Here is a 26,091-nt window from a genome sequence, read left to right on the forward strand (position 1 = left end):
TGGTTGCATCGGCGGTCCGTCGCGCGCCTAGCGCAGCCTGTCGCTCGAGGGGGTAAGGCCGAGCATCGCGCGCAGCCGCCAAAGCCGGTCGACCAGCCATCGGTCTACCGGTCCCGACGCCTCGACCAGCGGCAGATCGACGACGAAGGTGCGCGACACGCGGCTCGCGCCCCACTCGGTTTCGGTGCCCGGCCCCGCCGCGCCGTAGAGCTGGAGCATCTCGAGTTCGGCGACCCCGCGGATTGCGCCGTGGCGATCGCGCAGCACCAGCCAGCCTGGCGCGTCGCTCGACCCGCCGGGCATGGCGAAGACCATCGGCCGGGGGCACAGCGTCAGCGTCCATGCGCCATCGGGGCTGCGCTCGGGCGGGATATAGGGTTCGGCACAGGCAAGCCGGCCCTGCGGCATCAGCACAAAACCAAGGATCGCCAGCAGCAGCGCGGCGAGCGCGATCCGCCGGCCGCGCGGGCGGCGGGAAGGGCGGGGCGGGGCGTCTGGCAGGTCGGTCACGGGATCGTCCGGCACTGGAGGGCGCCGGACGATCTACACCGTGCGCGGGTCGCGGCCAATCGCGCGCGATACGCCGCTATTTCGACGGGGTCGGCGCAAGCAGTCCGGCGAGCGCGCCGATTGCCGCCGATCCGATCGCGATCAGCCCGTCGGGAATGTCACCCTGGGTCTTGACCAGCGCGATCCACATCTGCGCGGCGATCACCGCCAGGACACTGACCCCCCAGCACCACGACCGTCGCCTTGTAGACGAAGGTGTTGGGAATGACGCTGCGCCTTATCGCCTCCCGCTCGGCATCGGCGACGATCTCCTGCACCTTGGCGGGATCGTCGGCCGCGGCGAGATCGGTGGCGCGTTCCTGAAGCGCCCTCGACAAATTGGTGGCGAAACTTGCCATGACAATCGCTCCCGATATCAGCCGTTGGTTGCGAGGACGAAGCTGCTGAACCGCGCATCGGACCACCAGGGCGATGCGGGTACGCCGCGCGAGAAATTGACGCTGCCCGCCTGCGACTGGACCGGCATCGTCACCCGGCCGGCGGCATCGCGTCGCGCCTTCACCGACGCCGTCTCGGGCGCGATGATGACGATATGGCCCGACCGCGCGAGGTCCTTGCGCCGCGCGCAGATCGTCGCGATACCCCCGCGATTGGCGCACTCCTGAAGGTCGGTGAGCGAGAAGCTGCGCTTCCAGCCGAAACGCGGGCCGTAATCGATCAGCCAATTGTGGATGGCGTTCGCGTTCATCTCGCGAACCGTCACGTCATATTGCGCAGCGACGCTCTGGCCCGCCTCCAGCGCGGCGATGGCCTTGTCGGTCCACCACACGCGCGGGAGATAGACGCCCGAGGCATAGGCGACGTCATAGGCGTAGATGTTGCAATAGGTCTTGCCGCCGCCGGGGCGATAACGCTTGCTCTGTTCGACCTGAAGCCAGGCGATCAACGTGTCGAGCGCGGCGACGGCATGCGGCGCATTGCGCGGCATGCCTGCCTCGCCGAGCGGGCTGGCCGAAGCCGGACCGGCGCGGGTCGAGCCGGCATTGCCCTCCCGCCAATGGACCGGGACGAGGCGCGACGCGGTGGCGAAGGACACCGTGTCGGCCGGGGCTAGGTACTTGCCCGACACCCAGCCGTCGAACGATGCCCCATCGAGTTTGCCGGTGACGCGGCACCATTTGCCGCTGCGTTCGTGGACCTCGACCTCGCAGCCTTCGGGCAGCACCGCCCGCTCGTTGCCCGGCTCCTGACGGGGCTCCTTGCGCAGGAATAGTCCGTGCGCAGTGACCTTGTAGCGCATGATCCTTCTCCCGGATGACGCTCAGGCGACGCCGCGCAGGCTGCGCAGCAGGCCCTCGACGATCGTCTTTTCCTCGTCTGCGATGCGCTGGACCGCGGCATCGAACTGAACGGTCGCCGCGTCGCGCTTGGCGATCAGGTCAGCGAGGCGCGCGCGCGTCTCCTCGGCCTCGGCGCCGGCCTTGACGTCCTCGAGCTTGCTCAGCGCCTGGCGGGCCATGGCGATGCCAGGCTCGAACGCGCCGGCGATCTCGTCGCGCTTCATCTGGATCTGGGTGCGCATGCAGGTGAAATAGGTGCTGGCCGATCCGGCGATCCGCTCGCGCGCGGTGCCGAACAGCGTTTCCTTGGTCGCAGCGATTTCGGACTGCATCTCGGCTGCCTTGTCCTCGGCATCCTCCTTCAGCTCGGCGGCCTCGACGCTGATGCTCTTCACCGTGATCTGCGGCACATCGAACTTCAGCTGCTGGGTGCGCATCGCGAATTCGGGCACGTCCAGCTTGATCTCGGTCCGGTCCATCCGGACCTCCGGGATGCCCATGACGATCTCGTGCTTTTGCATGAACGTCTCGGGCACGTCGGCGTAGATGTTCTTCCACTTGATCTTTAAGCCGTGAAACTGGGGATACTGTCCGATCTTCTTGCGCACCATCCGCACCGAGGGCGTATGGAAGACAATACGCTTGTCCTTCATCGTCACCTGGGGCAGGTCGAGCGACCAGCTCTGGAGCGTCATCGTCACCTCGGGCAGGTCGAGCGCGATGGTGATCGTCTCCCAGTCGACGTCGATCTCGAGATTGACCATCGCATCGACGCCGCCGCCGTCGGGTGCATCATCGCTGATGCGATCGAATTCGGGCTGGTAGCGGTCGCTGATCGCCTTGATCGAGGTGGAGAGGGCGCCGCCCAGCTCCTCGACCAGGGAGTGGAGCGTTTCTCTTTCGGCTTGGCAGGCTTCGGCCATGACGGGTCCTTTCGGTGAACTGAGGTCCCCCGATTAGGTGTCGTGGCGCCTGCCTCGCGTGACGGCGGCGTCGCGCAATCGTGAAAAAAAGTCGGTGAGCGGCGATGGGCGGATCAGTCGCTCGCCGCCGCCTCCAGCGCGCGGGTGAATAACATTTGGTCCCGCTCGCGGCGCAGCATGTCGATCAACTGCCGTCCACCCCCGTCGATGAGGGGTCTCGCGAGACTTGTGGCCAGCGCGTCCTGGCCGGCCAGTTGCGCGGCAACGCACAAGCCGAGATGGGTGGGCGGGAAGCCCGCCGTCGCCCGGTCGGCCTCGATCAGCAGGCGCAGCGCGCGGTGCGGGTCGCCCTGCTGGAGCGCGGCATAGCCGATGCCCGTCAGCGTCTGGCCCTGCACGCCGCTGACCGGATTGATCCGCAGCGCGAGTTCGAAGCGTTCGGTGGCGCGTGCCGGCTCGCCGCGCACGACATCGACCCAGCCGCCCCAGAACAGGGCCGGCTGATGCGAGGGGAGGAGGTGCAGCGCGCTGGCGATGATCCGGTCGGCCATGTCCATGTCGCCGCGGATGTTGACGAGCGTGCCGGCGCAATAGCCCAGCGCCTCGACATTGTCGGGGCCGTAGCGCATCGCCGCCTGATAATAGCGGATCGCGCGGCGGAGCACCGCCTCGCGATCGGGGCTGTGGTGCAGCATCCAGTCGATGCTGTTGCAATAGGCGGCGAGCGAGGTTGCCCAGGGACAGGTCGGGTCGGACTCGACCAACTCCATGCTGAGCGCGATCGCTTCCGCGATCGATTCGCGGTCCCAGCTGCGCGACACGGCATTGGCGCGCCAGTAGCGCTCATAGTCGCCCGAAACCGGCCCGATCCGCCGCAGGCCGCGCTGACGCTCGGCATGATCCACCTTCGACCAGATTTGCGGCGCGATCCGCTCGGCGATCTGGTTCTGGAGCGTGAAGCTGCCATCGGCCTCGCCGATGAAAGAGCCTGCCCAAGTCTGCTCGCCGCCCGCTGCTTCGATCAGTGCGACCGAGACACGCAACTGGTCGGCGTCGCGCAGCACCGACCCCTCGAGCAGATAGCGCACGCCAAGGCGCCGTCCGATCTCGGGCCGGGCGACCTCCTGTTCGGCCAGCAGCCGTGCGGCATTGCTCGACACGATGAAGAGCTGGGGAAAGGCGCTGAGGCACACGCTCACCTCGTCCGCTATGCCCGCGCCCAGCCAGGCCTTGCCGGCATCGCCGACGACCTGGAACGGGAGGACGGCAAGCGACGGCTTGGGCGGCAGCCGGGGCGCGGCCTCGGCCAGTGCCTCCTCGGCATGCGGGACGGTGCCGCCGAAAACCTCGCTCGCGCTGGCGGCAGCGGCGGGTTCGGGAACGTGCAGCTCGATCATCGCGCGGATCCGCTCTCGCTCGTCGCGCAGCCAGTCCTCGAATTCGTCGCAGTCGGGCAGGTCGATCCCCTCGAGGAAATCGGCGGTACGCAGGGTGCGCCGGTCGGGCGGTCCGAGGCCCAGCGCGAAGATGTCGACATCGATCCGGTCGATCGCCACCGCGACGCGCTTCGTCTCGGTAATCAGCAGATGACCGGCATCATTGGCGGCAAGCAAAGCGCGCAGATTGGAGAGCTCGCGACGCAGGCTGTCCTGTGCCTGCTTCTGGCCCCGGCTGCCCCACAGCATCGATTCCAGTTTTCGCCGCGACCGGACGCCGCCCGGCGCGCCGACGACCAGTGCGAAGAGCGCCATGCCCTTCTGACTGCTGATTTCGATCCGCCGGCCATCAGGCGCGAACAGGCCAAACGGACCGACCAGATTGAGCCGGTATCGTTCCATCTCTTCCCCCACGACGAGCTTATTCGAAAATCGACCCCGGGCAACTGGGGACTTTCACGCTTTTCGGACGGCGGCGACCTCAGGAAGCGCGACAGCGAAATCTGATCGAGGAACGATCATGGCCATGTGGATTGTCCGCGCCCTGTGCGCATCTGGGGTGGCGCTGGGGCTGGGCGGCTGCCTCCATCTCGACGCCCGACCGATGACCTTCACCTGCGGCTCGATGCTGGCGCCGCATGTGACGACCTATCAGCCGACGCCGCTGTTCAGACAGCTGCAGCGCGATGCCGGCCATGATCAGGGCGAGGCGCTGATCGAGGGCCAGGGCCTGACCTATGAGCGCGTCACGGCAGACGATCCGTTGGTTCGGGCGCTTGGCGACGGGCCGATGCGGCTGGCTGGCGGACCCCGGCGGACACTGATGCTGTCGGGCGGAGGAAGCTGGGGCGCCTTCGGTGCCGGGTTCCTGCGCGAAAAGGGCATTCGCGACTGGTCGGCAGTCACCGGGATCAGCACGGGGTCGCTGCAGGCGCTGTTCGTCGCGGCGGGCGACTATGACCGCATGGTCCGCGAATATGGCATCGGCGACGAGGCGGAGCTTGCCCGCGCCAATTCCACGCTCGGCCTGCTGCGCAAGGGATCGCAATATGACATCCGGCCGCTTCGCGCCAAGCTGATGGCCTATCTGACCGATCGCTCGGGCGGGACGCTTCCCTTCGAGCGGATGGCGCGGCCCGGCGGCCCGGCATTGTTCATCGGCATGGTCGAGGCGGGCAGCGGCGACATGAAGGTCGTTGCGGTCAGCGACATGGTGCGTTCGGTCTATGCCGACGGACCTCCGGGTGCCGCCCGGATCGAGGCGCTGACCGACTGCGTTGCAGGCGTCACGCTGGCGTCGAGCTCGATCCCGGTTCGGCTGACGCCCGTTCGGATCGACGGAAAGACCTATTTCGACGGCGGTGTCCGCAGCTCGGTGTTCGACGCGGGCGTCGCGCAACGCCTTGCCTTTGCCGACAAGGCGTCGAACGGGGCATCGGCACCCGAACTTTATGTGATCCGCAACGGGCCGACCATCGTCTTTCGCGATGCGATCGACCCGGCGACGGGAGAGGCCAGGGTCGATGCGCGACCCGATATCGGCCGGGTGGGGCTGCGCGGCTATTCGACGATCGTCAACCAGAGCGAGCTGATGTCGATCGCCGCGCTTCGCCTCAACTATCCAAGGGGTTCGATCCGGGTGATGACCGCCGACGGATTCGACGGACCGCTCAATCCCGACCGATGCGGGCCGCGTCCAGAGGCGGTGTTCGATCCGCGCTTCATGCACTGCCTGATCGCCTGGGGTGGGGAAAAGGCGCGCAGCTTCGACTGGATCGAGCTGGACGACACCAGCTTTCGCTCCCGCTGATCTCCCAAGCCATTTTCTCTGACAGGAGTCCTGCATGCCTTCCATCGCCTATGACGGACCGGTTGCCTGGTCCAACTATCACCTGACGCTGGGCACCCGCAGCCCGGGCAATCCGACCCCGTCGCTGACGATCGACCGGCTGGGTCAGGTCGATGCGGCCGATGTCGCCAGCCTGCCGGGGCTGGAGCGCTTCGCCGCGACTGCGGCACCATTGATGCGGCATTTGGCGATGCTCGTCGCCGAAGGGCCGCGAATGCCCGCGCCGGCGGGAATGACGGGGTGCGCCTGGAGCTTCAGCCCGCTGATCGGGACACCCCATTCGCAACTGTCCTGCAAGGGGCTCACAGGGACCGCGGGCCTCGAGGAAGCGGAGCGCGACCCGGCCTGCACCGTTCCGGCCGACCGGATCGCGCTGACCAGCGGGGGTACGCGGCTGCGCGAACTGGTGAACTGGGGCAGGCCCCTGGGACTCACGATCAGGACCAGCGGCACTCATCTTGGCGCGAGCGTCGCCGGGTCGGCAGGCACGGCCAGTCATGGGTCGCGGCTTGGCTATGGCGGGATCCAGAACATGGTGATCGGCATGCACCTGATCACCGGCGCCACCGATCACGTCTGGATCGAACGCGCGTCCAGTCCCGTATTGAACGCACGGGGTGCGGCACGGCTGGAAGTGCCGGACGCCACGCTGCGCGTCATCCGCGACGACGATCGGTTCGAGGATGCGCTGATTCACCTGGGGTCGATGGGGATCGTCAATGGCGTCGCGGTCGAGATGGTCCCGATCGAGACCTTTGCGCTGCTGCGGCGGCGCGCGAAGCTGGACGCGGCCTGGCTGGATGAGCTGGCGCACGGTGCGTTCGACCGTGCGGCAGTTCGTCTGCAGTGCCAAGTGTCGCCGGTCTTTTACGAGATCACGCTCAACCCCCATGCCCCGTTCGACGACGAGGCAACCCATCTGATGTACGTGCCGCGCGCGGCGAGCGCGCTGCTTCCCCCGGGCGATGCGGACATCGTGCGGCCCGCGGACGCGATCGGCCTGCTGGGCCAGTGGCTGGCACGCAGCGAGGCGACCCGCGCGTCCGCCTCGGGAGAGGCACTGGTCGCGGAGGGGGGCGATCCCGACAACGCGGTGCAGCGTGTGCTGCGCAGACTGTTGCAGGATGAGCATTCCGCGTTCGCCTATTATCGCGCGCTCGGGAAATTCGAGCCGAATTCGGACCCGTTCGATCCCGAGGATCCGGCGCGGCCGGGCTATGACTGGGGCACGCTGCACGGTGACGAGATTACAGGCGACAAGCCGGGTGCGCTCTACAACGCCTCCTTCGCGATCCCGCGCGAAGATCTGTCCGCTGCAATCCCGGCGATCTGCACCGCCGTCTCGCATCTCGAACCTTCCTTCGTGTTCTCGGTGCGGTTCGTCTCGCGGGCGGCGGGGACGCTGGCATTTACCCGGTTCGAGGAAAATGCGGTGATCGAGATCGACGGACTGTCGGGACTGATCTGCGAGATCGCCGCGGCGGGGATCGATCCGTCGGAGCCGCAGGCGGGCGAGTTGCTTGCGGCCCTTCGCGCACTATCGACGACGGTGGAAAAGGGCGCCGAGGCGGTTCGCGCGGCGCTGGAGCGCGCGCGTATCCCCTGTTCGATGCATTGGGCGAAACTTGGCAATCTCGACAAGGCCAAGGTGCAGGCCGATTTCGGGCATCCCGCCGATCCGGAATCGCTGATCCGCCGATGGCGCGAGACCCGCGACGCGTTGCTACCCGAAGCGTCGCGCGCGTTGTTCTGGAACGATCATGTCGTGGCGCTCGGGCTGCTCGACCTGCCAAAGTCCCGCCGTTGAACAAGAAAACGCTCCGCGGCATGGCCGCGGAGCGCAGCATTAGTTCAAGGGGACGATTTCAGGGTTAAAACTGATCGTCGAGCGGATCTCGAGCGTGTCGGGACCGATGGACATCGGGCAGACCACACCGGGCATCGCCGCGACGTCGAACAATTCGGTGATGAAGCCGTCCAGCTTGATCCACTCGACGATATCGCCCGAGGCGAGGTTGACGACCAGCACGCCGCACCACGGCTCCGCATCTCGCGCGCGCATCGCCTCGTCCAATGCCAGGCCGGCGAAGGTGCCGTTGCGCGGCTTCGACACCGTGACCAGCGCATGGCCGTTATGGATCGACATGCCGCGCAGGAAGCCGGGGCAGAAGGCGATGTCGGTCCGGTCGCCGGTCGCCGGGTCGATGCGAATGATCTGGCCGCGCCCGGAATCGAGCGCCAGGACATGATCGCCAAAGACCCGCGGACTGTGCGGCATCGACAGCTGGTCGGTGACCATCCGGTCGGTCTCGACATCGATCAGCACGCCGCCCTCGTGCCGGCGTTCGCGCCAGCCGGTCAGGATATCGCTGCGGCTGACCGCGGTGACGTAGCGCGGCTTGCCCTTGTCCATCGCCATGCCGTTCAGATGGCAGCGATCCTCGGGCGCCAGTTTCGAGATGAAGGGCGGCTTCCAGATCGGACGGAAGCTGTCGTTCAGGTCAAGCGTCGCCAGGCAGCTATATTTGGTGTTCACGAAGATGACGCGGCCGGCCTCGTCGGTGCCGACCTCGTGCACGTCGACATCGCCGGTCGTCTGCGCGTTGCGCGGCACCAGCACCATGTCGAAGTTGCGGTTGCCCACCTGGCCGGGGCGCAGCATGTTTTCCAGCCGCCAGATCTGGTGCAGCGCGCCGAGATACAGCCGGCCGGGCTTGTACGAGACGCCCATCGCGCGGGAGAAATTCTGTTGATTGAACGACACGGTGCCGTTGGGCATCACGCCCACCAGGAACAGCTGGCCGGTCTGGTAGGAGGTGAAAGCGAGGCTGAGGCGATTGGCGCGCAGCCAGTCGGCAAAGCCGCGCGAGACAGTCAGGTTGGTCGCGGGCTGCCGGGCGGCGGCGGCCGTCGGCGCGTCGGCGGCAGCGTTCGGGGCTGCCGGATCCGGCGTGGGTGCCGTGGTCATATCGTGTTCCACTTCCATCGTGGCTGCAGGTAGCAAAAGGGCCCGCGGTGGTTGCCGCGAGCCCTGTTGTTAGGGGCAGGGCCCCAAAGGTGCAAAGGTCAGAACTTGATGCGGATGCCGGCGCGACCGCCGCCACCGCTATACTCGTCATTATACTCGCCATGCGCTTCGATGAAGCCGGTGACGCCGCTGCTGGTGACGATGTTCAGGCCCAGCGTGCCTTGGCCATAGGTGCCCAGGCGGTCGTTGGTCAGGCGGACGGTCTGGCCGCCACTGCTGAACAGAAGGCCGTCCTCGCCCTTGAACTCGTGCACCGCCGCCGCGCCGGCATAGAAGACCAGCGTGGAGGAGCCGACCGGCGTGGAGCCGCCGATCCGGGCGCCTGCCTTGCCGCGCAGGCCGGTGAAGTCGTCAAAGTCGAAGGTGCCGCCATACACGCCATACCGGTCCATGTCGGTGCTGGTATAGGCGATGCTGGCCGCCGGCTCGATGAAGAAGCTGTTCGATCCGAAGCGGAAGCCCGCTTCGACCTTGCCGCCCCAGGTCTGCGCCTTGGTTTCCAGGTTGAACGTCGAAACCGGTGCGTTGCCGCGGTTCTTGATCCAGGCATAGTCGTACTTGGCCAGGCCGTTGAGGAACAGGCCGCCGGCACGGAATCCGGCGTACAGCGTGCCGTTGACCGCATCGATCTGGAACCGGTCATTGCCCGCGAAGTGCATGACCGAGCTGGCATAGCCGCCTGACACGCCGACGGTGAAGCCGCCGGTGTCGCTGCGCGTGCCATACAGGTCGAAGCCGATCTGGCCGCCGAACACGTCCTGCTTATACCCCAGGTCGACATCGTTCTGGGCCAGGCCGTCGAAGCCGAAGCTGCGCGTCTCGTCCCGCTTGTTCACTTCGCCGAACATCTGGAGCCAGATGCGGCCCGCAGAGTCGGCCGTCGGTGCGCCCCAGCCCGAGTCACGATCGGCGGCAAGATGCGCGGTGATCGCATCCGCCGAGCGGTTCCACAGCGTGGAGATGCCCTCGCCGAGCTTGGCCTGGCGATAGACGGTCGCGTTCGGTGCGCTGATCAGCTGATAGGCGAAGCTGGTCGGGTTATAGACCAGGTCATATTGGATCAGCCCGTTGAACTGCGATCCGGCCGACAGGGTGAAGGCAGTCGCCGACGATGCGGCACTTGCCTGGACCAGCGTGGTGGTGGGGATCAGCGTTGCCGGGCCGTTGACCGCATTGAGCACCACAGACGTGCTGCCCGTCGCCGTGGTGACGTTCAGACGATCGACCGTCGGCGTGGCACCGAAGGCGATGTCCAGGCCGAGCGCGGCAGGGCCGCTGCCCGTATAGGCAGCCAGCGTGAGGCGGTCGCCCGCGACGCCGTTGCGCAGATCGACCAGACCCGAGTTGGCAAAGCTTTCCAGCCCGAGCAGTGTGATGTCCTGCGCGCCCGCGGCGCTGCCGAAGCGGACCGTGCCGCTGTTGGTCAGCAGGTCGTTGCCGCCGCCGAAGTCGCTGTTGCCGATCAGGGTGAAAATGCCCGAATTGGTCAGCGTATCGGCATTGTCGGTCAGCAACAGCCGGCCGGTGATGCTGCCGATGTTGGTGATCGTGGCAGCGCCGCCGCTCGCCTCGATGGCATAGCCGGATCCGCCGATGATCGATCCGCGATTGGTGATCTGCGTCCCGTTGAGCGCATCGGTGGTGATGGCGTTGGTGCCGCCCTGGACCGAGCCATTGGCACCGACCAGCACACGGGCAATGCCGTCATTGGCAGGATCCCCGACCGCCGGTCCGCCAGCACCGCCGGCACCCGCCGCGCGGATGTCGATCGCGGTGCCGCTGGTCGAACGAACCGCGCCGCTGACCGAGACATTGGTGCCGCCACCAAAGCCGAGTGCGCGGATCGCGGTCGAGTCGGTGCCGCTGACCAGCACCGAGCCGGCTGCCACGGTGACGTCGCCGCCGAAGCTGACCGCGTCGATGCCGTTGGCCGAGGCGCCCGTGGTCGAGACCGTGTTCGCGGTCACGTCGACGCTGTAGAAACCGCCGGCGTTGATCGCGTTCGAATCCGCGCCCGCCGTGCGGACGGTGTCGACGGTGACCGAAACGCCGCCGCTGGCATAGGCGTCGATCCCCGATGCAATGCCCGTGGTGGTCACGGTGCCCGCGGTGATGTCGACCGCGCCATAGGTGCTGCGCGCCAGGATTCCGGTAGAGAAGTCGCCGGTCGTCGCGACCGACCCGGTCCCGCTGATCACGACGTCGCCAAACGCCGCCTCGGCGGTGATGCCGTTGGATTCGATGCCGCTGGTGCGGATCGCCCCGTTGTTGACGACGGTCGCGTTATTGTCGACGTCGGTCCCGCCGAGGCCGACCGCATAGACGTTCACGCCCGGAGCATAGTCGCCGCTGGTGGCGACGGTGCCGTTCACCGTGACCGACGCGCCATAATAGGCATAGGCGTCGACGCCGATCGAATAGTCGCCGCTGGTGGTGACGTTACCGACGGTGATGTCAGTGCTGCCATATTGTGACAGGCCATAGGCACCCTTCGATGTGTCGCCCGTGGTGGTGATGGTGCCCGCAGTGATCGAGACGTCGCCGCCGAGCACTGCGGCGCCGACGACGCCGGGCGCATATTCACCAGCGGTGCTGACGGTGCCGACATCGATGGTGACGTCGCCGAGCAGGCTGACGCCATAGACGCCTGCTGCGTCTTCACCCGTCGTAGTGGCCGAGGTTCCGCTGATGCTGACGTCGTCGACGCCAATGGCGAAGACGCCGAACGCGTTGGTCCCGCTGGTCGTGATCGCGCCGTGAGTGATGTCGATCGTACCGCCGCTGAGCGCGGAGGCATTGATGCCGTCGGCATTGTCTCCGGTCGTGGTGATGTCGCCGACATCGATCGTGATGTTCCCCGCGGCGTAATTGTAATTGCCCGTCTCGGCGACGATCCCCGAGGCACCGTCCTCGGTCGTGGCGATATCGCCATGGGTGATGTCGATGCTGCCCGCGACGCTGTAGGCTTCGATGCTGACGCCGCTGGACGCGACCGAGCCGGCGCCCGTTACCGTCACGTCGCCATAGGCACCGGCATAGATGCCGGTGCTGCCGAGGCCGGTGGTGGTGACCGTTCCGTTATTGGCGACGGCCGCATTCCCGGTGAACGCCACGGCCCGAATTCCGGCGGACGCGTCGCCGGACGTATCGATTGCCCCGGTGTTGGTGACCGAGACATTGCCGAAATCGCTGGTCGCGACGACCGCCGCCGAATTCGCGCCGGTTGTCGTCACATCGCCGACGGTGACGTCGGCATCGCCGAACACCGAGCGGATCGAGATGCCGCGCGCATTGTCGCCGCTGGTGCTGACCGACCCGGAACCGTCGACCACCGCGCCATTGACGCCGGTGACCAGGACACCGATGCTGCCGTCCCCGGCCGTGGTGATGGTGCCGTTGTTCGTAACCGTGACCGTGTCGGTCCCGAATGCGTCGACGCCAAATGATGCGAGACCCTGGGTCGACACGTCGCCATTGATGGTGACGTCGACGATGTCGCCATCGGCATAGACGGCCGTCGAATTGTCGCCCGTGGTCGATACGTCGTTCACGACTACCGTCGCGTCGCCGGCGATGCTGTCGACGAATACGCCAATGGAGTTGTCTCCGGTCGTCGTTATCGAACCCGTGGACGTGAGGCTGGCGGTCCCGTTCAGCGTCTGCACGAACGCGCCTGTACTATAATCGCCGGCAGTAGAGATCGAGCCGACGGTCAGCGAGGCGTCGCCGCGCGATTGCACGATGGCGCCATAGGATGCGTAACCCGTTGTGCTGATCGTGTCGGCAGTCACGTTGGCGGACACGCCGGAATACGCGCTAATCCCGGCGGCATAGACGCCGGTCGTCGACACCGAGTCCACCGTGACATTGGTCGTGCCCTGAACCGAAACTGCTTCGATCGCGGCGGAATTGATACCGATATAGCCGCCATCAGCAGTGGTCGCGACCGTGCCGGCGTTGATCGTGACATCGCCTTGGTTCGAATAGGCGACGATGCCGCTGGACGCGAGACCGTCTGCGGTCACCGTGCCCGCGGTGACGTCGACATTCCCGGTAAAGGAATTGGCGCTGATCCCGGCCGAGCCGTTGCCGGTGACCGTCGTCGTGTCGGCATCGATCGTGATGTTGCCCTGATTCGAGTTGGCGTTGATCCCGCCCGACGCGCGGCCCGTTGCCGTGATGCTGTCGGTGTTGATCGTCAGGTCGCCGTAATTTGTGAGGCCCAGCACGCCCTGCGCGCCGGTGCCGGTGACGGTAATCGAGGTATCGCCGAACGAATTGAGCGTTACCGCGCCATCGTTGAAGCCGATCAGGGCCACGCCCGGATTGATCGCGCCCGTATCGATCGCTACGCCGGTTCCCAGGTTGACCGTCAGATCATAGACCGGGGCGTCGGGATCGAGGCCCGGATCCTGCAGCGGATCGACGGCCGGCGACGAATAGAAGATGCCATTGGGATAGGGATTGTCTGCAGCGGTGCAGGTCACCGTTCCCTCGGTCGTGGGACCGCATTCTTCCTGGGCAGACGCCGGAGTTGCAATCAGTGCGCAGGCCGCGGCACTTGCCAGTGCAGTGCCGGAAAGCAGACGACGCGATACGCCGCCACCAGTCTTTGCCAATTTGGTCATGAAAAGCCCCTGTTACTTATACGTTGCAGGGGTAAACCGCGAACTCAGGCGCGCGTCAACCAGCGTGGATTTGGCAAGTCCGGTAACCTACGTAATTTTCGCCGTCGATGATGTCATGTCGATGACGAAACGAGCGCGGTTTCAGGCGAGTTTGTCGCGCCGATATACCCAAAATGATTTCCAAATGGAAAATTAACGGTGTCAGATTTTTTATCTCCTGAGAGACCAGCGATGACACAGCCGCTGGTGAAGTTATTCGCCGGCGGGCTGGTCCCAGTCAGAAACGGGCGAACAGATTGACCGCGAGAATATGGTTGATCCGGTCGGGGCCGATCCGGAAGATCGTCTGGTTGAGATAGCCGGGCTCCGCGGTGATGCCCTTGGCGACGGGCACGCTGATGCCGAGGAAGGTGCGCACCTGATCGACGCCCGGGTGTCGATCCCATTCGGTCGTGTTCAATCCGACGAACGTCTCGTTCCAGATCACCGCACGGACCTTGGTCGCCGACGAGAAGGGAATTTGCGCGCGAAGCTGCTGGCGCAGGCGCCAGCCGGTGCCGCTCGCATCCGGCCGGAAGCGCTGTTCCATGCGCGTCCGGCCGGTCACCGCCAGGCCGGTCTCCGGATCCTGGCGAAAGCTATAGGCGATTTGCTGCCAGGCGCGGTGCTCGTCATTGGCGGCCGTGCCGGCAAAGCGGGTATGAGCATAGGCATAGCCGACCGCGGCGGACCAGCCGTTGCCGAGCTTCAGTGTCAGGCTGGGCCGGACGAGGACCTGGCCCAGTCGCGACACGTCGTCGGTCTGGCGGCCATGGACCTCCAGCGTAGCGTCGACCGTCTCCGACACCGCGACAGTCGCGGTGACCGAGGCCCAGATCTGCTCGTCTTCGTCGGAGGCGAAGGCGGGGGCGGCGCTGGCGCAGCTCAGAGCAAGGGTGCCGACGGCAATTCGAAACATGGAACCTCTCAACAATTCAGGGCCGGTCGAAAAAGTCGACATGGCCGGTGGCGAGTTCGTAATAAGCACCGATCACCTTCAGCTTGCCCTCTGCCTGGGGCTTCATCATCAGCATGTCGCTGCCGGTGCGAAGCGTGCGCACGACGCGGGACACGTTGGCCTTGACCGCGTTGGCGACGGGATCGCCCGGGCGACCGCGTGCCTCGAGCACCGCCGGCACGATCGGTTCGATCATGCGATCGATCGCGCCGGGGAAGCGGGCATTGTCGCGCACCACCGCCATTGCCGCCTCGACCGCGCCGCAGCTTTCGTGACCCATCACGACGACCAGCGGCACGCCGAGCTTGGCGACCGCGAATTCGAGCGAGCCCTGCGCGACCAAATCCATGGTGTTGCCGGCGTTGCGGATGATGAACAGCTCGCCGAGCCCTCGGCCGAACAGCAGTTCCGGCGGCACGCGGCTGTCCGAACAGGAGATATAGGCGACGAACGGTGCCTGGGCCTTGGCCAGATCAAGCCGGCGACGCGGGCTGAGGTCGACAGCGGGAAGCTCGTCCCGGAGAAACGCGCGGTTCCCCTGGATCAGCAACTCGAGCGCCTGATCGGGGGTAAGGGCCGACTTGCCATCCTTGACCGGCGCCAGCGCCTGTTTGGCGCCGCCGGCGTCCTGAGCCCCGGCAGGCGCTACGCCGATCGCGGCTGCGGTCAGGGCGCCGCCAACCAGTGTGCGGCGCGAGAGCGATTTGTCGAGCATCGTTCTTGTCTCCTTATGCGACCCGCCGATCGCCCGGATATCGGGGTCGGCGTCGTGGTTCGGAGATAGGCGGGGCGACCGGCCCCGCCCAATCGAAAGGCGCCCGGTGCCGCCATAGGCTGAGACTATGGCGAGGTCGAGCGGGAGGTGTCGGGCGGGGAGGCGGGTTGCGATGAGGGCCCAAGCAGGCGCCGCGCGGATCCGATCAGCTGTTCGGCGATGACGCCGAAGGCTGCCTCGATGCTCGACCCCCGCCGACGCGCAAGCGCGATCGATCGATGTTCGCGCCATCCGACCACATCGAGGATCGCAAGCCCCGCCGATCCGCCGACATCGGAGGCGAGGTACAGCGCCGGCAGCACACTGAGGCCCAGTCCGCTCGCGACCATCTGGTGCAGGCTGTCGAGGCTGGTCCCCTCATAATCGGGCATCAGCGACATGCCGTAGCGCGTCGCGATCATGACAGTCTGGCGGTGGAGATTGTGCCTGGGATCGAGCGACAGCAACGCGCGGCCTTCCAGCGCGGCAGGCGTGACCGGCCTGCCGGTCGCCAGCATGTCGTCGACCGCCGACACCAGATAGAGCGGCTCGCGCATCAGCGGCTCGATCTCCAGATCGTCGCCGGCGATCGGCATCGGGCCAAGCATCATGTCGAGATCGCCGCGCGACAGGGCCAGCGCCTGTGTGTCCGGAATGCCTTCCTGGACATAGAGGCGCAGTCCCGGTGCCGATCGGTGGAGATCGGCGATGATCGGCGAAAGCAGATAGGGCCCGAGCGTCGGCGTCGTCCCCAGCCGCAGCGTACCCGTCAGCCCGGCGGTCGCGCTCTTCGCGAGCGATTCGATGTCGCGCACCTGGCCCAGCACCGCCCGCGCCCTGGAGACGATGGTGCGCCCGATCGGCGTAAGCACCGCGCCGGAGGTCGAGCGTTCGAGCAGAGTGACGCCGAGCCGCTGTTCGAGCGACTTGATCTGCTGGCTGAGCGTCGGTTGCGAGACGTTGGCGATGCGCGCGGCCTCGACGAAGGATTTCGCATCGGCCAGCGTCACGAGATAATGAAGTTGGCGAAGCGTCGTCATACCGTCTGCCCGATCCCGGACGAATTGAGCGTCGGGTTACTTCGGCATCCCGCTCAGCCCGCTGGCGGTACGCAGTTCCGCGCCCTTCAGTCGATAGCCGTCGAGGAACACGAGATCGACCTGGCGCAGGCGGGTGATGTCCTTCGACACGTCGCCGTCGACCAGGATGATGTCGGCATTCTTGCCGGGCGCGATCGAGCCGGCGACGCCGTCCATGCCGGTGATGCGCGCGGGGATGATCGTCGCGGTCTGCAGCGCCTCTTCATTGGTCAGCCCGGCTTGCTGATAGAGTTCGAGTTCGCGCACCAGTTCGAGGCCATAGCCATCAGTGCCCGCGACGATCCGTACGCCCGCCTTGTGCAGCCGTCCGACGAGATCGACCATCTTGCGAAAGCTCTTGCGATAATCCTCGCGCGTCAGCCCTTCGGACAGCGGATAGCCCGAGACCTTCCACCCACGCGCGACCGAGGGCGGCGCGATCTCGGCAAAGGGCGCATATTCGGGCGGCAACGCCGTACCGTCCGAGGTCATCAGCGGTTCCCATACGGTCAGCGTCGGGTCGATCACGGTGCCGCGCTTGGCAAGCTCGGCATAGAATGCCTTCAGCTCGGGCGAATCCAGGTCGACATCCTTGCCGTAGCGCGCCGGTCCTTCCAGCCGCGCGGCGGTGTTCGCCTTGTCGACCACCGACTGCGGCATCGCCTGCATCATGATGAAGTTGATATGGGTGACCTCGTCATAGCCCGCGCGGACCGCATCGAGCGGCCGCATGCCCGCGGGGACATGGCCGTGCACCCACAGGCCCAGCTTGTGCGCTTCCGCCGCCGCGGGAGCGATCCAGGCGGGATTCATCGAGGTGTAGAATTTCACGCCCCACATGCCCGCCGCCTTCACCTTGCGGACCGCCTCGATCGCCTCGGCCTCGGACGAGACGGTCAGCGCGCCCTGCGCGGCGAGCGGATCCTTTCGGTCGACGATCACCGAGATCCTGCCGTCGGGGGCGAGCAGGTCACCCGCGGCACGGCGCTTCAGGATGCTCTGTGCCTCGTCGATCATCGAGCCGGGGCTGCGATAATTGGTCATGCCGGTGGCGAGGTTCTGGAGCAGGTTCCAGTCGTCGCCGACATGCTGGTGCGCATCCCACAGGCCGGGGAGGAGCGTCTTGCCGCGGCCATCGACGACCGTCGCACCGGCCGGCGCCTTCAGCGAGCCGGCGGCCCCGACCGAGACGACCTTGCCGTCGGCGATGAGCACCGCGCGGTCGGGCAGATAGGTCCCGGCAACCGAATCGAAGAGCAGGACATTGTCGATCAGCGTCGGCGTCCGGTTGGCCGGGCTGAGGAAGCGGTGCGCGATATCGCGCGTCATGTCCGCCGTCGCCTGTTCCTGGATGTCCTTCAGCTTCGGGCCGACCGGCTCATAGCCTTCGGGCAGCAGCGAGATGCCGCCGACGTTGCCGAAGAAGCGGTTATTCTCGTCGAGCCACACCGGGGAGGGCGAGAAGCCATAGCCGGTGATGAAGGCCAGCTTGACCGTCTTCTTGCCCGCGGGCCCATCGATCTGCACCGACTTGCCGATGGTCAGGCTGGCATGGCCGGTGGGGAGCAGATCGATCCCCGCCGGGCCGGCGGCGACCAGCGCCTCGACGTCCTTCTCGCCCGCCAGCCAGGGGCCGCCATAGCTGTTGTAGCGCTTGCCCGCGATCGGCGCGGAGCCGGCGTCGACCGACGTCTTCCACCGGCCGATGCCGTTTGCGTCCACGCTGAACTGTTCATCGGCGCCGCCGGCATCAGTGAAGCCGCGGATCGCGATCGCCACGGGGCGCTTCTGAGCGTCCAGCGTCGTCACCTGGTCGGTCTCGGTCACCCAGCCGCGCAGCGACATCGACATGCGATAGGCGATGCGACCGTCGGGCAGCGTCCAGGACCAGACATCGCCATGTTTCCCCGCGGTCGAGCTGATCGTGTAATGGCGCGCACCGGCGGGCGCGGTCATCAGCTGTTCCTTGGGCGTCTGGGCAAGGGCGGCGACGGGGGCGGTGGCAGCGAGCAGGACGGCGAGAAAGAGTCGGCGCATGGCGGTCCATCCCTGAAGAGGTGACCCACCTTGGCAAGACAGTTGCCGCCGCGCAACGAGCAATAGCGGGTGGCTTGCTGCAAGGGGGTGATTGCGCGGCCAAACCGGCCATGTCATCTCTGCATCCATGGCATTGTCGGCGCTTGGCTCCCTGCAACTTCCCCGCCTGCTCGGGGTGCTGGCGCTGTCGATGCCGGTCGGCGCCCTGCCGGCGCAATCCCGTGGCCGCGACGCTGAGCCGGTGCGCTACTATGCGGTCGGCGCGCGGGCCGAAGGCGCGATCGCCTTCGACATGGAAAGCATGAGCGAGGAAGGCGGTACACGGTCGATCCGGGTATGGGAGTTCAGCCCGACCCCGGAGTTCACCGAGACCGGGTTCAAACTGGGCAGGGTGCAGAGGATCGCGTTGGATTGCGCCGGCGGACGTCTGCGCCTGTACGAGCAGGGCGTCTTCGCCGCGATCGACCGGGTGGAGCTTCAGCCGGACCTGGCACCTTACTGGCTCCCCTATCGCCCACCCACCGGTGCGCCCGATCCCTCGCTGGCGACGACTGCGTGGCAGCTTCTGTGCCGCGGGCAGGTGCCGTCGTCATGGGTCGCCTATAATGCGCTCGACCTGATCGCCAAGGATTACTGGTCGTCGCTGCGGCCGGCTTCGGTTTCCGGTCAGGACCCGCACGCGGTGCAGCCGCCGGTTTGGGCCGGGCCGAATGCCGCCGAGCCCACCGGGCCGCGCCTGCCGGAACCGGCGCTTCCCTGGTAGCTGACGCAAGGCAGCGGGTGGGAGCAACCCACCCGCGCGTGATCAAGCCGCGTCAAGATCCGGATAGTCGGTATAACCTTCGGCGCCGCCCCCGGCATAGAACAGGGCAGGCCTGACCTCGTTCAGCGGCGCGCCGGTCTTCAGACGGTCGACCAGATCCGGGTTCGCCAGCGCCATCACGCCCAGCGCCTCGATATCCGCGCGTCCCGCGGCGACATCGGAGCCGATGTCCTCGCGTTGCCGCCCCGGGCGATTGACGATCACGACTCCGCCGAACCGCGCGCGAAGATCGGCGAGCAGCGCGTCGCTTCGGGCGTGAAGCAGGTGGAGATAGGCCAGCCCCATCCGCCCCAGCTCGGTCGCCAGGTGGCGATAGAGATCGTCATTCGCCTCCCCTTCCGCGATGCCGTTGGTGGGCAGGCCCGGCGACAGGCGGATGGCGGTCCGCTCGGGGCCGATCGCATCGGCGATGGCGCGCACCACTTCGATCGCGAACCGCGCGCGTCCCTCCATCGATCCGCCATAGGCGTCGGTGCGATGATTAGCGTCGGGTGAGAGGAACTGGTGAACCAGATAGCCATTGGCGCCATGCACCTCGACGCCGTCGGCGCCCGCCTCGACCGCGCGCCGGGCGGCATGGGCAAAGTCCAAGATCGTCGCTTCGACCTCCGCAGTCGTCAGCGCGCGTGGCTCGGGGATCGGCTGCATGCCGTTCATGGTGAACATGTCGACGCCCGGCGCGATTGCCGATGGCGCAACCGGCTCGCGATGAAGCGGCGTGTTGTCGGGGTGGGAGAGGCGACCGACATGCATCAACTGGATGAACAGATGCCCGCCCGCATCGTGGACGGCGTCGGCAACCCTGCGCCAGCCGGCGACATGGGCATCGGTGTAGATGCCCGGCGTGGCCAGATAGCCTTGTCCATCGTCCGAGGGCTGGGTGCCCTCGCTGATCAGCAGGCCCATGGTGGCGCGCTGGCGGTAATAGAGCGGCGCGAGGTCGCCGGGCGCGCCGTCGGGCTTTGCGCGGCTGCGGGTCATCGGCGCCATCGCCAGACGATGCGGCAGGCGCATGGCGCCGACGGTGATGGGGGACCAGAGGTCGGTCATGTCATGTCTCCTGATGGGATGTGGTGAAGGGGCCGGCGGTTACAGCCGGCCCTGGGCGAGCAGGTCGCGGGTGCGGGCAAGCGTCGAGAGCAGGGCGGCGCGGTAGCCGGTGTCGCCGTCGAACTGCGCCTGTTCGGCCTGCTCCTCCGGCCCACCGGGCAGTTTGTCGCGCAGGCCGAGATAGCAGTAGAAGCGCAGCTGAAGCTCGCCTGTTGCATCCTCGAACAGCTCGTTGACGATCGCGCCCTCACGCGGGCCCGTCGCCTGGAAGAAGGTGACCCTGCGTGCCCGTTCGAGCGTGATGATCTCGCGCAGATCGGCGCCGGCGATCGTTGCCTCGCGCACGAAATGGGTCGCGCTCTCTTCGGTCACGTCGCAGCGGGTGCACAGGCCAGCCGGGAGAAACAGGCGCGCGTCGCGTGCCTTCAACTCCAGACCTCGCCACACCTGCTCGCGAGTCAGCGGGGTCTGGCCTTCGGGATTCACGGCGACGGTGGCGGTCGAATAGATCATGTCCTTGGTCCTTTGCTGGGGCGGGCATCGGGCCCGTCCAGAGCAAAATGAGCGATCCACATCCGGCCCGGAAGCCGCTAGATATGGACGCACTGTCTCACTGGTGGAACACATGGATCTGCTCGCGCTTGCCGATTTTACCCTCGTCGCCCGCCATGGTGGCTTTGGCCGCGCCTCGCGCGAGGCCGGCCGGCCGAAGGCGACGCTGTCGCGCCGGGTCGCCGAACTCGAGGCCAGCCTTGGGCTGAGGCTGTTCGAGCGCGGCGGGCGGGCGCTCAGGCTGACCGAGGAGGGGCGGGCATTGTTCGAGCGCGCCGGTCGCCTGCTCGTCGAGCTGGAGGAAGCTGCGGCGGCGATCGCCTCGGGCGGCGAAAACCCGCGCGGACGGCTGCGGATCAGCGCCCCGCTGCTCTTCTCGCAGATCGCGATGGGCAAGATCGCGGCGCTGTTCGCTGCCCGCTATCCCGAGGTCCGGCTCGAGGTCACCAACGAGGATCGCGCGGTCGATATGGTCGAGGAGGGCTATGACCTAGTGATCCGGGTCAATCCCGATCCGGATGAAAGCCTGGTCGGCCGCGCCTTCCTGCACGACCGGCTGGTGGTCGTGGCCAGTCCGGATCTGCCGCGACCTGCGGAGGGAGCGACTGTCCCGGCGGTGGTGCGGTCAGGCCTCGATCGCGCCGTTTGGACCATCCGCGGCGAACACGGCGCGTCTTCGATCGCAGTCGAGCCGGTGCTGGGGCTGGCGTCGCTGGTCATGGTGCGCGATGCCGTCCGGACCGGGGTGGGTGCGGCGCGGCTGCCGGTGTCGCTCGTCAGCCGCGATCTGGCCGAGGGGACGCTGATCCGCTGGGGCGATGTCGATGCGCCGGATATCGCTTTATGGGCGCTTTATCCCTCGCGCAGGCTGCTGAGCGCGCGCGTGTCGGCGTTCCTCGATCATCTGAAACAGGCGTTCCCGACCGGCGCGCCCGAGGAACTGGCGGCGTTTATCGGGCGATGAGCGTCGTTCGGCCGGTCACGGCAGCAGCAGTGACCCATCGCCATAGGAATAGAAGCGATAGCCGTCGGCGATCGCATGGGCATAGGCCGCCTGCATCCGCTCCAGTCCCATCAGCGCCGACACCAGCATGAACAGGGTCGAGCGCGGCAGGTGGAAGTTGGTGATGAGTCCGTCAATCCCCTTGAAGCGATAGCCGGGGGTGATGAAGATCGAGGTGTCGCCCTCGAACGGGCGGATCACATCGTCCTCGCCGGCGGCGCTCTCGATCAGGCGCAGGCTGGTGGTGCCGACCGCGATGACCCGTCCGCCCGCGGCGCGCACCGCATTGAGGCGGTCGGCGGTGGCCGCATCGATGCGGCCCCATTCGGCATGCATCCGGTGTTCGTCTGTATCCTCGGCCTTGACCGGCAGGAAGGTGCCTGCGCCGACATGGAGCGTCAGCGTCGCATGGCCGATCCCGGCGGCGTCGAGCGCGGTGATCAGGTCGGGCGTGAAGTGCAGCGCCGCCGTCGGCGCGGCGACCGCCCCGGGCTCGTCGGCGAACATCGTCTGATAATCGTCGGCGTCGCGCGCGTCGGTCGGGCGTTTCGAGGCGATATAGGGCGGCAGCGGCATCCGGCCACAGCGCTCCAGCAGCAGCTCGACCGGCTCGTCGCCGGCAAAGTCGAGCGCGAAGCTTCCATCCTCGGCGCGGTCGCCCGCGGTCGCGGTGACGCCCTGGCCGAAATCGATCGTGTCGCCGTCGCGCAACCGCTTGGCGTTGCGGATGAAGGCGCGCCAGCGGCGCGGCCCCTCGCGCTTGTGCAGCGTCGCGCCGATCTTCGCCTCGCCGCGGCGCCCCTCGAGCTGGGCGGGAATGACCCGGGTGTCGTTGAACACCAGCAGGTCGCCCGCGCGGAGCAGCTTGGGCAGGTCGGCGACGGTCGCGTCGCGCGTCTCGTCGCCGTGCAGCACCAGCAGCCGCGCGGAGTCGCGCGGGCTTGCCGGCCGCAACGCGATCCGCTCGGGCGGGAGGTCGAAATCGAACAGATCTACGTTCATGGGGCGATGCCCCCGCGCGTCACTTGCGCGGGGCAGTCTCGGGCAGGACTACCGGGGTCTCGCCCGCGGGCAGCTGCATCGGGGCCGGCGCCGCATTCTGATAGGCGGGGGGATTGTCCGACTGGATATAGGCGTGGACGATCCGGCTCGGGTTCGCCGGCGGCTCGCCGCGCTCGATCTTGTCGACCCATTCCATGCCGCCGACCACGCGGCCGAACACGGTATAGTTGCGGTCGAAGCCCAGGCGCGGGCCGAACATGATGAAAAACTGGCTGTTCGCGCTGTTCGGATCCTGCGCACGTGCAGCCGAGACCGAGCCGCGGACATGGGGCAGGTTGTTGAACTCGGCGGGCAGGTTCGGCAGCTCGGAGCCGCCGGTGCCGTTGCCGCGCGGGTCACCGCCCTGCGCCATGCTTTCCGGCGCGTCGATCACGCGGTGGAAGATGGTGTTGTTGTAGAAACCGCGACGGGTCAACGTCTTGATCCGCTCGACCATCTGGGGCGCGGCATCGGGGCGCAGGCGGACCAGCACGCGGCCGCCGGTCGACAGGTCGAGCACCCAGGTATTCTCGGGATCGGCGGGCACGACGATCGGCACGGTGCGGATCTCGGGCTCGGCAGGCTTGGCCGGTGCCGCGGCCGCGGGGGCGGCTTGAGGCGCTGCGGCAGGCGCAGGTGCCGGGGTGGGCGCAGGTGCCGGAGCGGGTTGAGTCGGTGCGGGCTGAGCCGGTGCAGGTTCCGCCGGTGCGGTCTGGGCCGGCGCGGGGGCCGGCTCCTGCTGGGCGGTGGCAGGCAGGGCAGTGAACATCACGGCCATGGCGGCCATCGTGGCAACGAAACGCATCGACTCTCCAGTTCCCAGATCGGGTGCGCGCGCAGGTCTAGTGCAAGATTGTGGCAGGTCAAAGCCCGCCGGCGTGGCTCAGCTGCCCTTGCGTCCGGTTTCCGCCACACGGCGGACCACGTCGGCCTTCACCTCGGGGCTGACGAACTTGCGGATGTCGCCGCCATAGACGGCGATTTCCTTGACCAAGCGGCTGGCGATCGGCTGGAGCGAGACGTCGGCCATCAGGAAGACCGTCTCGATCCGGTCGTTCAGCTGCTGGTTCATGCCCGCCATCTGATACTCATATTCGAAATCGGCGACCGCGCGCAGGCCGCGCACGATCATGCTGGCGCCCTGGCGCTCGGCAAAGTCCATCAGCAGCGAATCGAAGCTGACCACCTCGATCCGCCCGGCCAGCTCGGCAGTCTCCCGCACGACCATCGCCATCCGCTCCTCGACTGAGAACATCGGTGACTTGGACGGATTGGTGGTGACCCCGATCACCAGCCGGTCGACCAGCTTCGCGCCGCGCCGGATGATGTCCATATGGCCCAGGGTGATCGGATCGAAGGTGCCCGGATACACACCGATACGCGTGGTCATTCGCCTGCCTCTCCCCGCCACTCGCGACGGCGGCATTGCTGCGGCTGCGAAGGCGCCGAGTCAAGCACGGCGTGTCAGGGGCGCGCCGCGTTCCAGTCCACCCGGCCGCTGATGCCGGGCACGCGGCGAAAGCTGGATGCCTGCCACATGGTCCAGGGGCGCGCGGCCCAGTCGGGCTCGAAGAAGATGCCGCGCAGCCACAGCTTGCGCGGGATCCGGGCGCTGACGCGGTAGCCTGCGTCGAACTCGCGCGTCAGGTACAGGATGACGCGCTGGCCATAATGCGCCTCGACCGCGCGGATGAAGACCATCAGCTCGACCAGGAACGCGTCCGGCGTGGGGCGGCCGGCGCAATTGCCGCCGAACTCCAGGTCGATCGCGGGCGGCAGCATGGCGGGCGTCTTCGGCACGGCGGCGATGAAGTTGGCGGCCTGGGTGTCCCCCGGGCTGCACAGGGTGAAGAAATGATAGGCGCCGCGCGCGATCTCGGCCTCGCCGGCCGCCGCCCAGTTGCCGAGGAAGCGGCGGTCGCGATGGTCGCTGCCTTCGCTCGCCTTGATATAGGCGAACTGGACCTGGTCGCTCTCGGCGACCGCGACCCAGTCGATCGCGCCCTGATGGTGCGAGACGTCAATTCCCTGGCGCGGATAGAGGCTCGGGCTCGGCCGCCAGGATATGGCCCATTGCCAGATCGCCACGCCGAGCAGGGCTAGGACCAGCGCGCCGACTACGGCGCGCCGGGGGGTCACTTGTCGCGCGCCAGCGTATAGCGGGCGATGTCGCGCAGCACATCGGCTTCGGGACCATAGGGGTGGAGATGCTCGATCGCCTGGTCGACCAGCAGATGCGCCTGTTCGCGGGCGCGGTCGACGCCCAGCAGGCTGAGGAAGGTCTCCTTGCCGGCATCGCCGTCCTTGCGCAGCTTCTTGCCCGCCAGCGCCTCGTCACCCTCGGCGTCGAGCAGGTCGTCGGCGATCTGGAAGGCGAGGCCGACATCGCGGGCATAGCCGCGCAGGCCCGTACGCCCCTCGACCGGAACCCGGCCGAGGATCGCGCCCATCTCGACGGCGCAGGCGATCAGCGCGCCGGTCTTCATCGCCTGAAGCCGGGTGACGGTGGCCAGGTCGAAGCTCGACTTCTCCGCCTCCAGGTCCATCATCTGGCCGCCGGCCATGCCGGACGGGCCGGAGGCATGGGCGAGCGCACCGATCAGCTCGACGCGGACGAACGGGTCGCCATGCGTCTCCTCCTCGGCCAGGATCTCGAACGCCAGCGCGTGCAGGCAGTCGCCGGCGAGGATCGCCGTCGCCTCGTCAAAGACGCGGTGTACGGTCGGCTTGCCACGGCGCATGTCGTCATCGTCCATCGCCGGCAGGTCGTCATGGATAAGCGAATAGACATGGATCGCCTCGATCGCGGTTCCGGTGCGGGCGATGCACACGCGATCGACCCCGAACAGCCGCGCGGTCGCGGACACCAGCAACGGGCGCAGCCGCTTGCCGCCGCCGATCGCCGCGTGGCGCATCGCCTTGTACAGGTTAGCGCGCGCGTCGCCGGGTACCGGCAGCAGCGCGTCGAACTCGCGATCGATCTCCTCCGAAACCTCCCGCAGCGCGGTGAGCAGGGCGGGACTTGCTTCGGCCATGGCGGT

At 67.3% G+C, this 26,091-nt stretch carries 22 protein-coding genes; 4 read left to right on the plus strand and 18 right to left on the minus strand.

The genetic code is table 11. The features are described from left to right. Positions 1-27 precede the first annotated feature (27 nt). From ACZ1H8_RS14010 to ACZ1H8_RS14030, 5 genes are all read right to left on the minus strand, one after another. The gene (locus ACZ1H8_RS14010; RefSeq protein ID WP_465177789.1) at positions 28-510 is read right to left on the minus strand and encodes a hypothetical protein; all 483 of its coding nucleotides are present in this window, start codon (positions 508-510) and stop codon (positions 28-30) included. A 158-nt stretch (positions 511-668) separates the two neighbouring features. Next, positions 669-908 (minus strand): hypothetical protein, encoded by a 240-nt coding sequence (locus tag ACZ1H8_RS14015; RefSeq protein WP_465177790.1) that lies wholly within the window; start codon positions 906-908, stop codon positions 669-671. A 17-nt stretch (positions 909-925) separates the two neighbouring features. Continuing rightward, positions 926-1,810 (minus strand): SH3 domain-containing protein, encoded by an 885-nt coding sequence (locus ACZ1H8_RS14020; RefSeq protein ID WP_465177791.1) that lies wholly within the window; start codon positions 1,808-1,810, stop codon positions 926-928. 21 nt (positions 1,811-1,831) lie between these two features. Next, positions 1,832-2,773: a hypothetical protein gene (locus ACZ1H8_RS14025; protein WP_465177792.1), complete on the minus strand. Its 942-nt coding sequence runs from the start codon at positions 2,771-2,773 to the stop codon at positions 1,832-1,834. A gap of 113 nt (positions 2,774-2,886) precedes the next feature. Then, complete coding sequence (locus tag ACZ1H8_RS14030; RefSeq protein ID WP_465177793.1) at positions 2,887-4,611, minus strand: hypothetical protein; 1,725 nt, start codon at positions 4,609-4,611, stop codon at positions 2,887-2,889. Between the two features lie 118 nt (positions 4,612-4,729). Here ACZ1H8_RS14030 and ACZ1H8_RS14035 point away from each other — a divergent pair, with 118 nt between their 5' ends. Continuing rightward, complete coding sequence (locus ACZ1H8_RS14035) at positions 4,730-6,019, plus strand: patatin-like phospholipase family protein (protein ID WP_465177794.1); 1,290 nt, start codon at positions 4,730-4,732, stop codon at positions 6,017-6,019. A 34-nt stretch (positions 6,020-6,053) separates the two neighbouring features. Next, positions 6,054-7,865 (plus strand): hypothetical protein, encoded by a 1,812-nt coding sequence (locus tag ACZ1H8_RS14040; protein ID WP_465177795.1) that lies wholly within the window; start codon positions 6,054-6,056, stop codon positions 7,863-7,865. 39 nt (positions 7,866-7,904) lie between these two features. On the opposite strand, the gene ACZ1H8_RS14045 is transcribed toward ACZ1H8_RS14040, so the two are convergent. The 6 genes from ACZ1H8_RS14045 to ACZ1H8_RS14070 all read right to left on the minus strand — a co-directional run bounded on the left by ACZ1H8_RS14045 (position 7,905) and on the right by ACZ1H8_RS14070 (position 18,581). Beyond that, complete coding sequence (locus ACZ1H8_RS14045; RefSeq protein WP_465177796.1) at positions 7,905-9,026, minus strand: TIGR03032 family protein; 1,122 nt, start codon at positions 9,024-9,026, stop codon at positions 7,905-7,907. Between the two features lie 98 nt (positions 9,027-9,124). Further along, the gene (locus ACZ1H8_RS14050) at positions 9,125-13,714 is read right to left on the minus strand and encodes an autotransporter (RefSeq protein WP_465177797.1); all 4,590 of its coding nucleotides are present in this window, start codon (positions 13,712-13,714) and stop codon (positions 9,125-9,127) included. A gap of 277 nt (positions 13,715-13,991) precedes the next feature. Continuing rightward, a complete protein-coding gene (locus ACZ1H8_RS14055) occupies positions 13,992-14,672 on the minus strand; it encodes a DUF2490 domain-containing protein (protein ID WP_465177798.1) in 681 nt (226 codons plus the stop codon). Positions 14,673-14,688: 16 nt separating this feature from the next. Next, the gene (locus ACZ1H8_RS14060; RefSeq protein ID WP_465177799.1) at positions 14,689-15,426 is read right to left on the minus strand and encodes a carbonic anhydrase; all 738 of its coding nucleotides are present in this window, start codon (positions 15,424-15,426) and stop codon (positions 14,689-14,691) included. 125 nt (positions 15,427-15,551) lie between these two features. Next, a complete protein-coding gene (locus tag ACZ1H8_RS14065; protein WP_465177801.1) occupies positions 15,552-16,505 on the minus strand; it encodes a hydrogen peroxide-inducible genes activator in 954 nt (317 codons plus the stop codon). 36 nt (positions 16,506-16,541) lie between these two features. Then, complete coding sequence (locus tag ACZ1H8_RS14070) at positions 16,542-18,581, minus strand: amidohydrolase family protein (RefSeq protein ID WP_465177802.1); 2,040 nt, start codon at positions 18,579-18,581, stop codon at positions 16,542-16,544. Positions 18,582-18,708: 127 nt separating this feature from the next. Between ACZ1H8_RS14070 and ACZ1H8_RS14075 the strand changes: the two genes are divergently transcribed. Further along, on the plus strand, positions 18,709-19,344 hold the full coding sequence (locus ACZ1H8_RS14075) for a hypothetical protein (RefSeq protein ID WP_465177803.1): 636 nt from the start codon (positions 18,709-18,711) through the stop codon (positions 19,342-19,344). Positions 19,345-19,386: 42 nt separating this feature from the next. Here the strand turns inward: ACZ1H8_RS14075 and ACZ1H8_RS14080 are convergent, their stop codons facing one another. Continuing rightward, positions 19,387-20,454 (minus strand): alkene reductase, encoded by a 1,068-nt coding sequence (locus ACZ1H8_RS14080; protein ID WP_465177804.1) that lies wholly within the window; start codon positions 20,452-20,454, stop codon positions 19,387-19,389. A gap of 39 nt (positions 20,455-20,493) precedes the next feature. After that, the gene (locus ACZ1H8_RS14085; RefSeq protein ID WP_465177805.1) at positions 20,494-20,967 is read right to left on the minus strand and encodes an AtaL-like protein; all 474 of its coding nucleotides are present in this window, start codon (positions 20,965-20,967) and stop codon (positions 20,494-20,496) included. Positions 20,968-21,079: 112 nt separating this feature from the next. Between ACZ1H8_RS14085 and ACZ1H8_RS14090 the strand changes: the two genes are divergently transcribed. Next, positions 21,080-21,970: a LysR family transcriptional regulator gene (locus tag ACZ1H8_RS14090; RefSeq protein ID WP_465181399.1), complete on the plus strand. Its 891-nt coding sequence runs from the start codon at positions 21,080-21,082 to the stop codon at positions 21,968-21,970. Positions 21,971-21,985: 15 nt separating this feature from the next. On the opposite strand, the gene queA is transcribed toward ACZ1H8_RS14090, so the two are convergent. From queA to ACZ1H8_RS14115, 5 genes are all read right to left on the minus strand, one after another. After that, positions 21,986-23,011 (minus strand): tRNA preQ1(34) S-adenosylmethionine ribosyltransferase-isomerase QueA, encoded by a 1,026-nt coding sequence (gene queA / locus ACZ1H8_RS14095; protein WP_465177806.1) that lies wholly within the window; start codon positions 23,009-23,011, stop codon positions 21,986-21,988. 19 nt (positions 23,012-23,030) lie between these two features. Beyond that, on the minus strand, positions 23,031-23,855 hold the full coding sequence (locus tag ACZ1H8_RS14100) for a peptidylprolyl isomerase (RefSeq protein WP_465177807.1): 825 nt from the start codon (positions 23,853-23,855) through the stop codon (positions 23,031-23,033). Between the two features lie 78 nt (positions 23,856-23,933). After that, on the minus strand, positions 23,934-24,440 hold the full coding sequence (coaD, locus tag ACZ1H8_RS14105; protein ID WP_465177808.1) for a pantetheine-phosphate adenylyltransferase: 507 nt from the start codon (positions 24,438-24,440) through the stop codon (positions 23,934-23,936). Between the two features lie 74 nt (positions 24,441-24,514). Then, positions 24,515-25,189: a GH25 family lysozyme gene (locus ACZ1H8_RS14110; RefSeq protein ID WP_465177809.1), complete on the minus strand. Its 675-nt coding sequence runs from the start codon at positions 25,187-25,189 to the stop codon at positions 24,515-24,517. Further along, a complete protein-coding gene (locus ACZ1H8_RS14115) occupies positions 25,186-26,085 on the minus strand; it encodes a polyprenyl synthetase family protein (RefSeq protein ID WP_465177811.1) in 900 nt (299 codons plus the stop codon). The genes ACZ1H8_RS14110 and ACZ1H8_RS14115 overlap by 4 nt, the downstream gene beginning before the upstream one ends. Between the last annotated feature and the right edge of the window lie 6 nt (positions 26,086-26,091).

This window comes from Sphingomonas sp. BL-S-25, assembly GCF_055521555.1.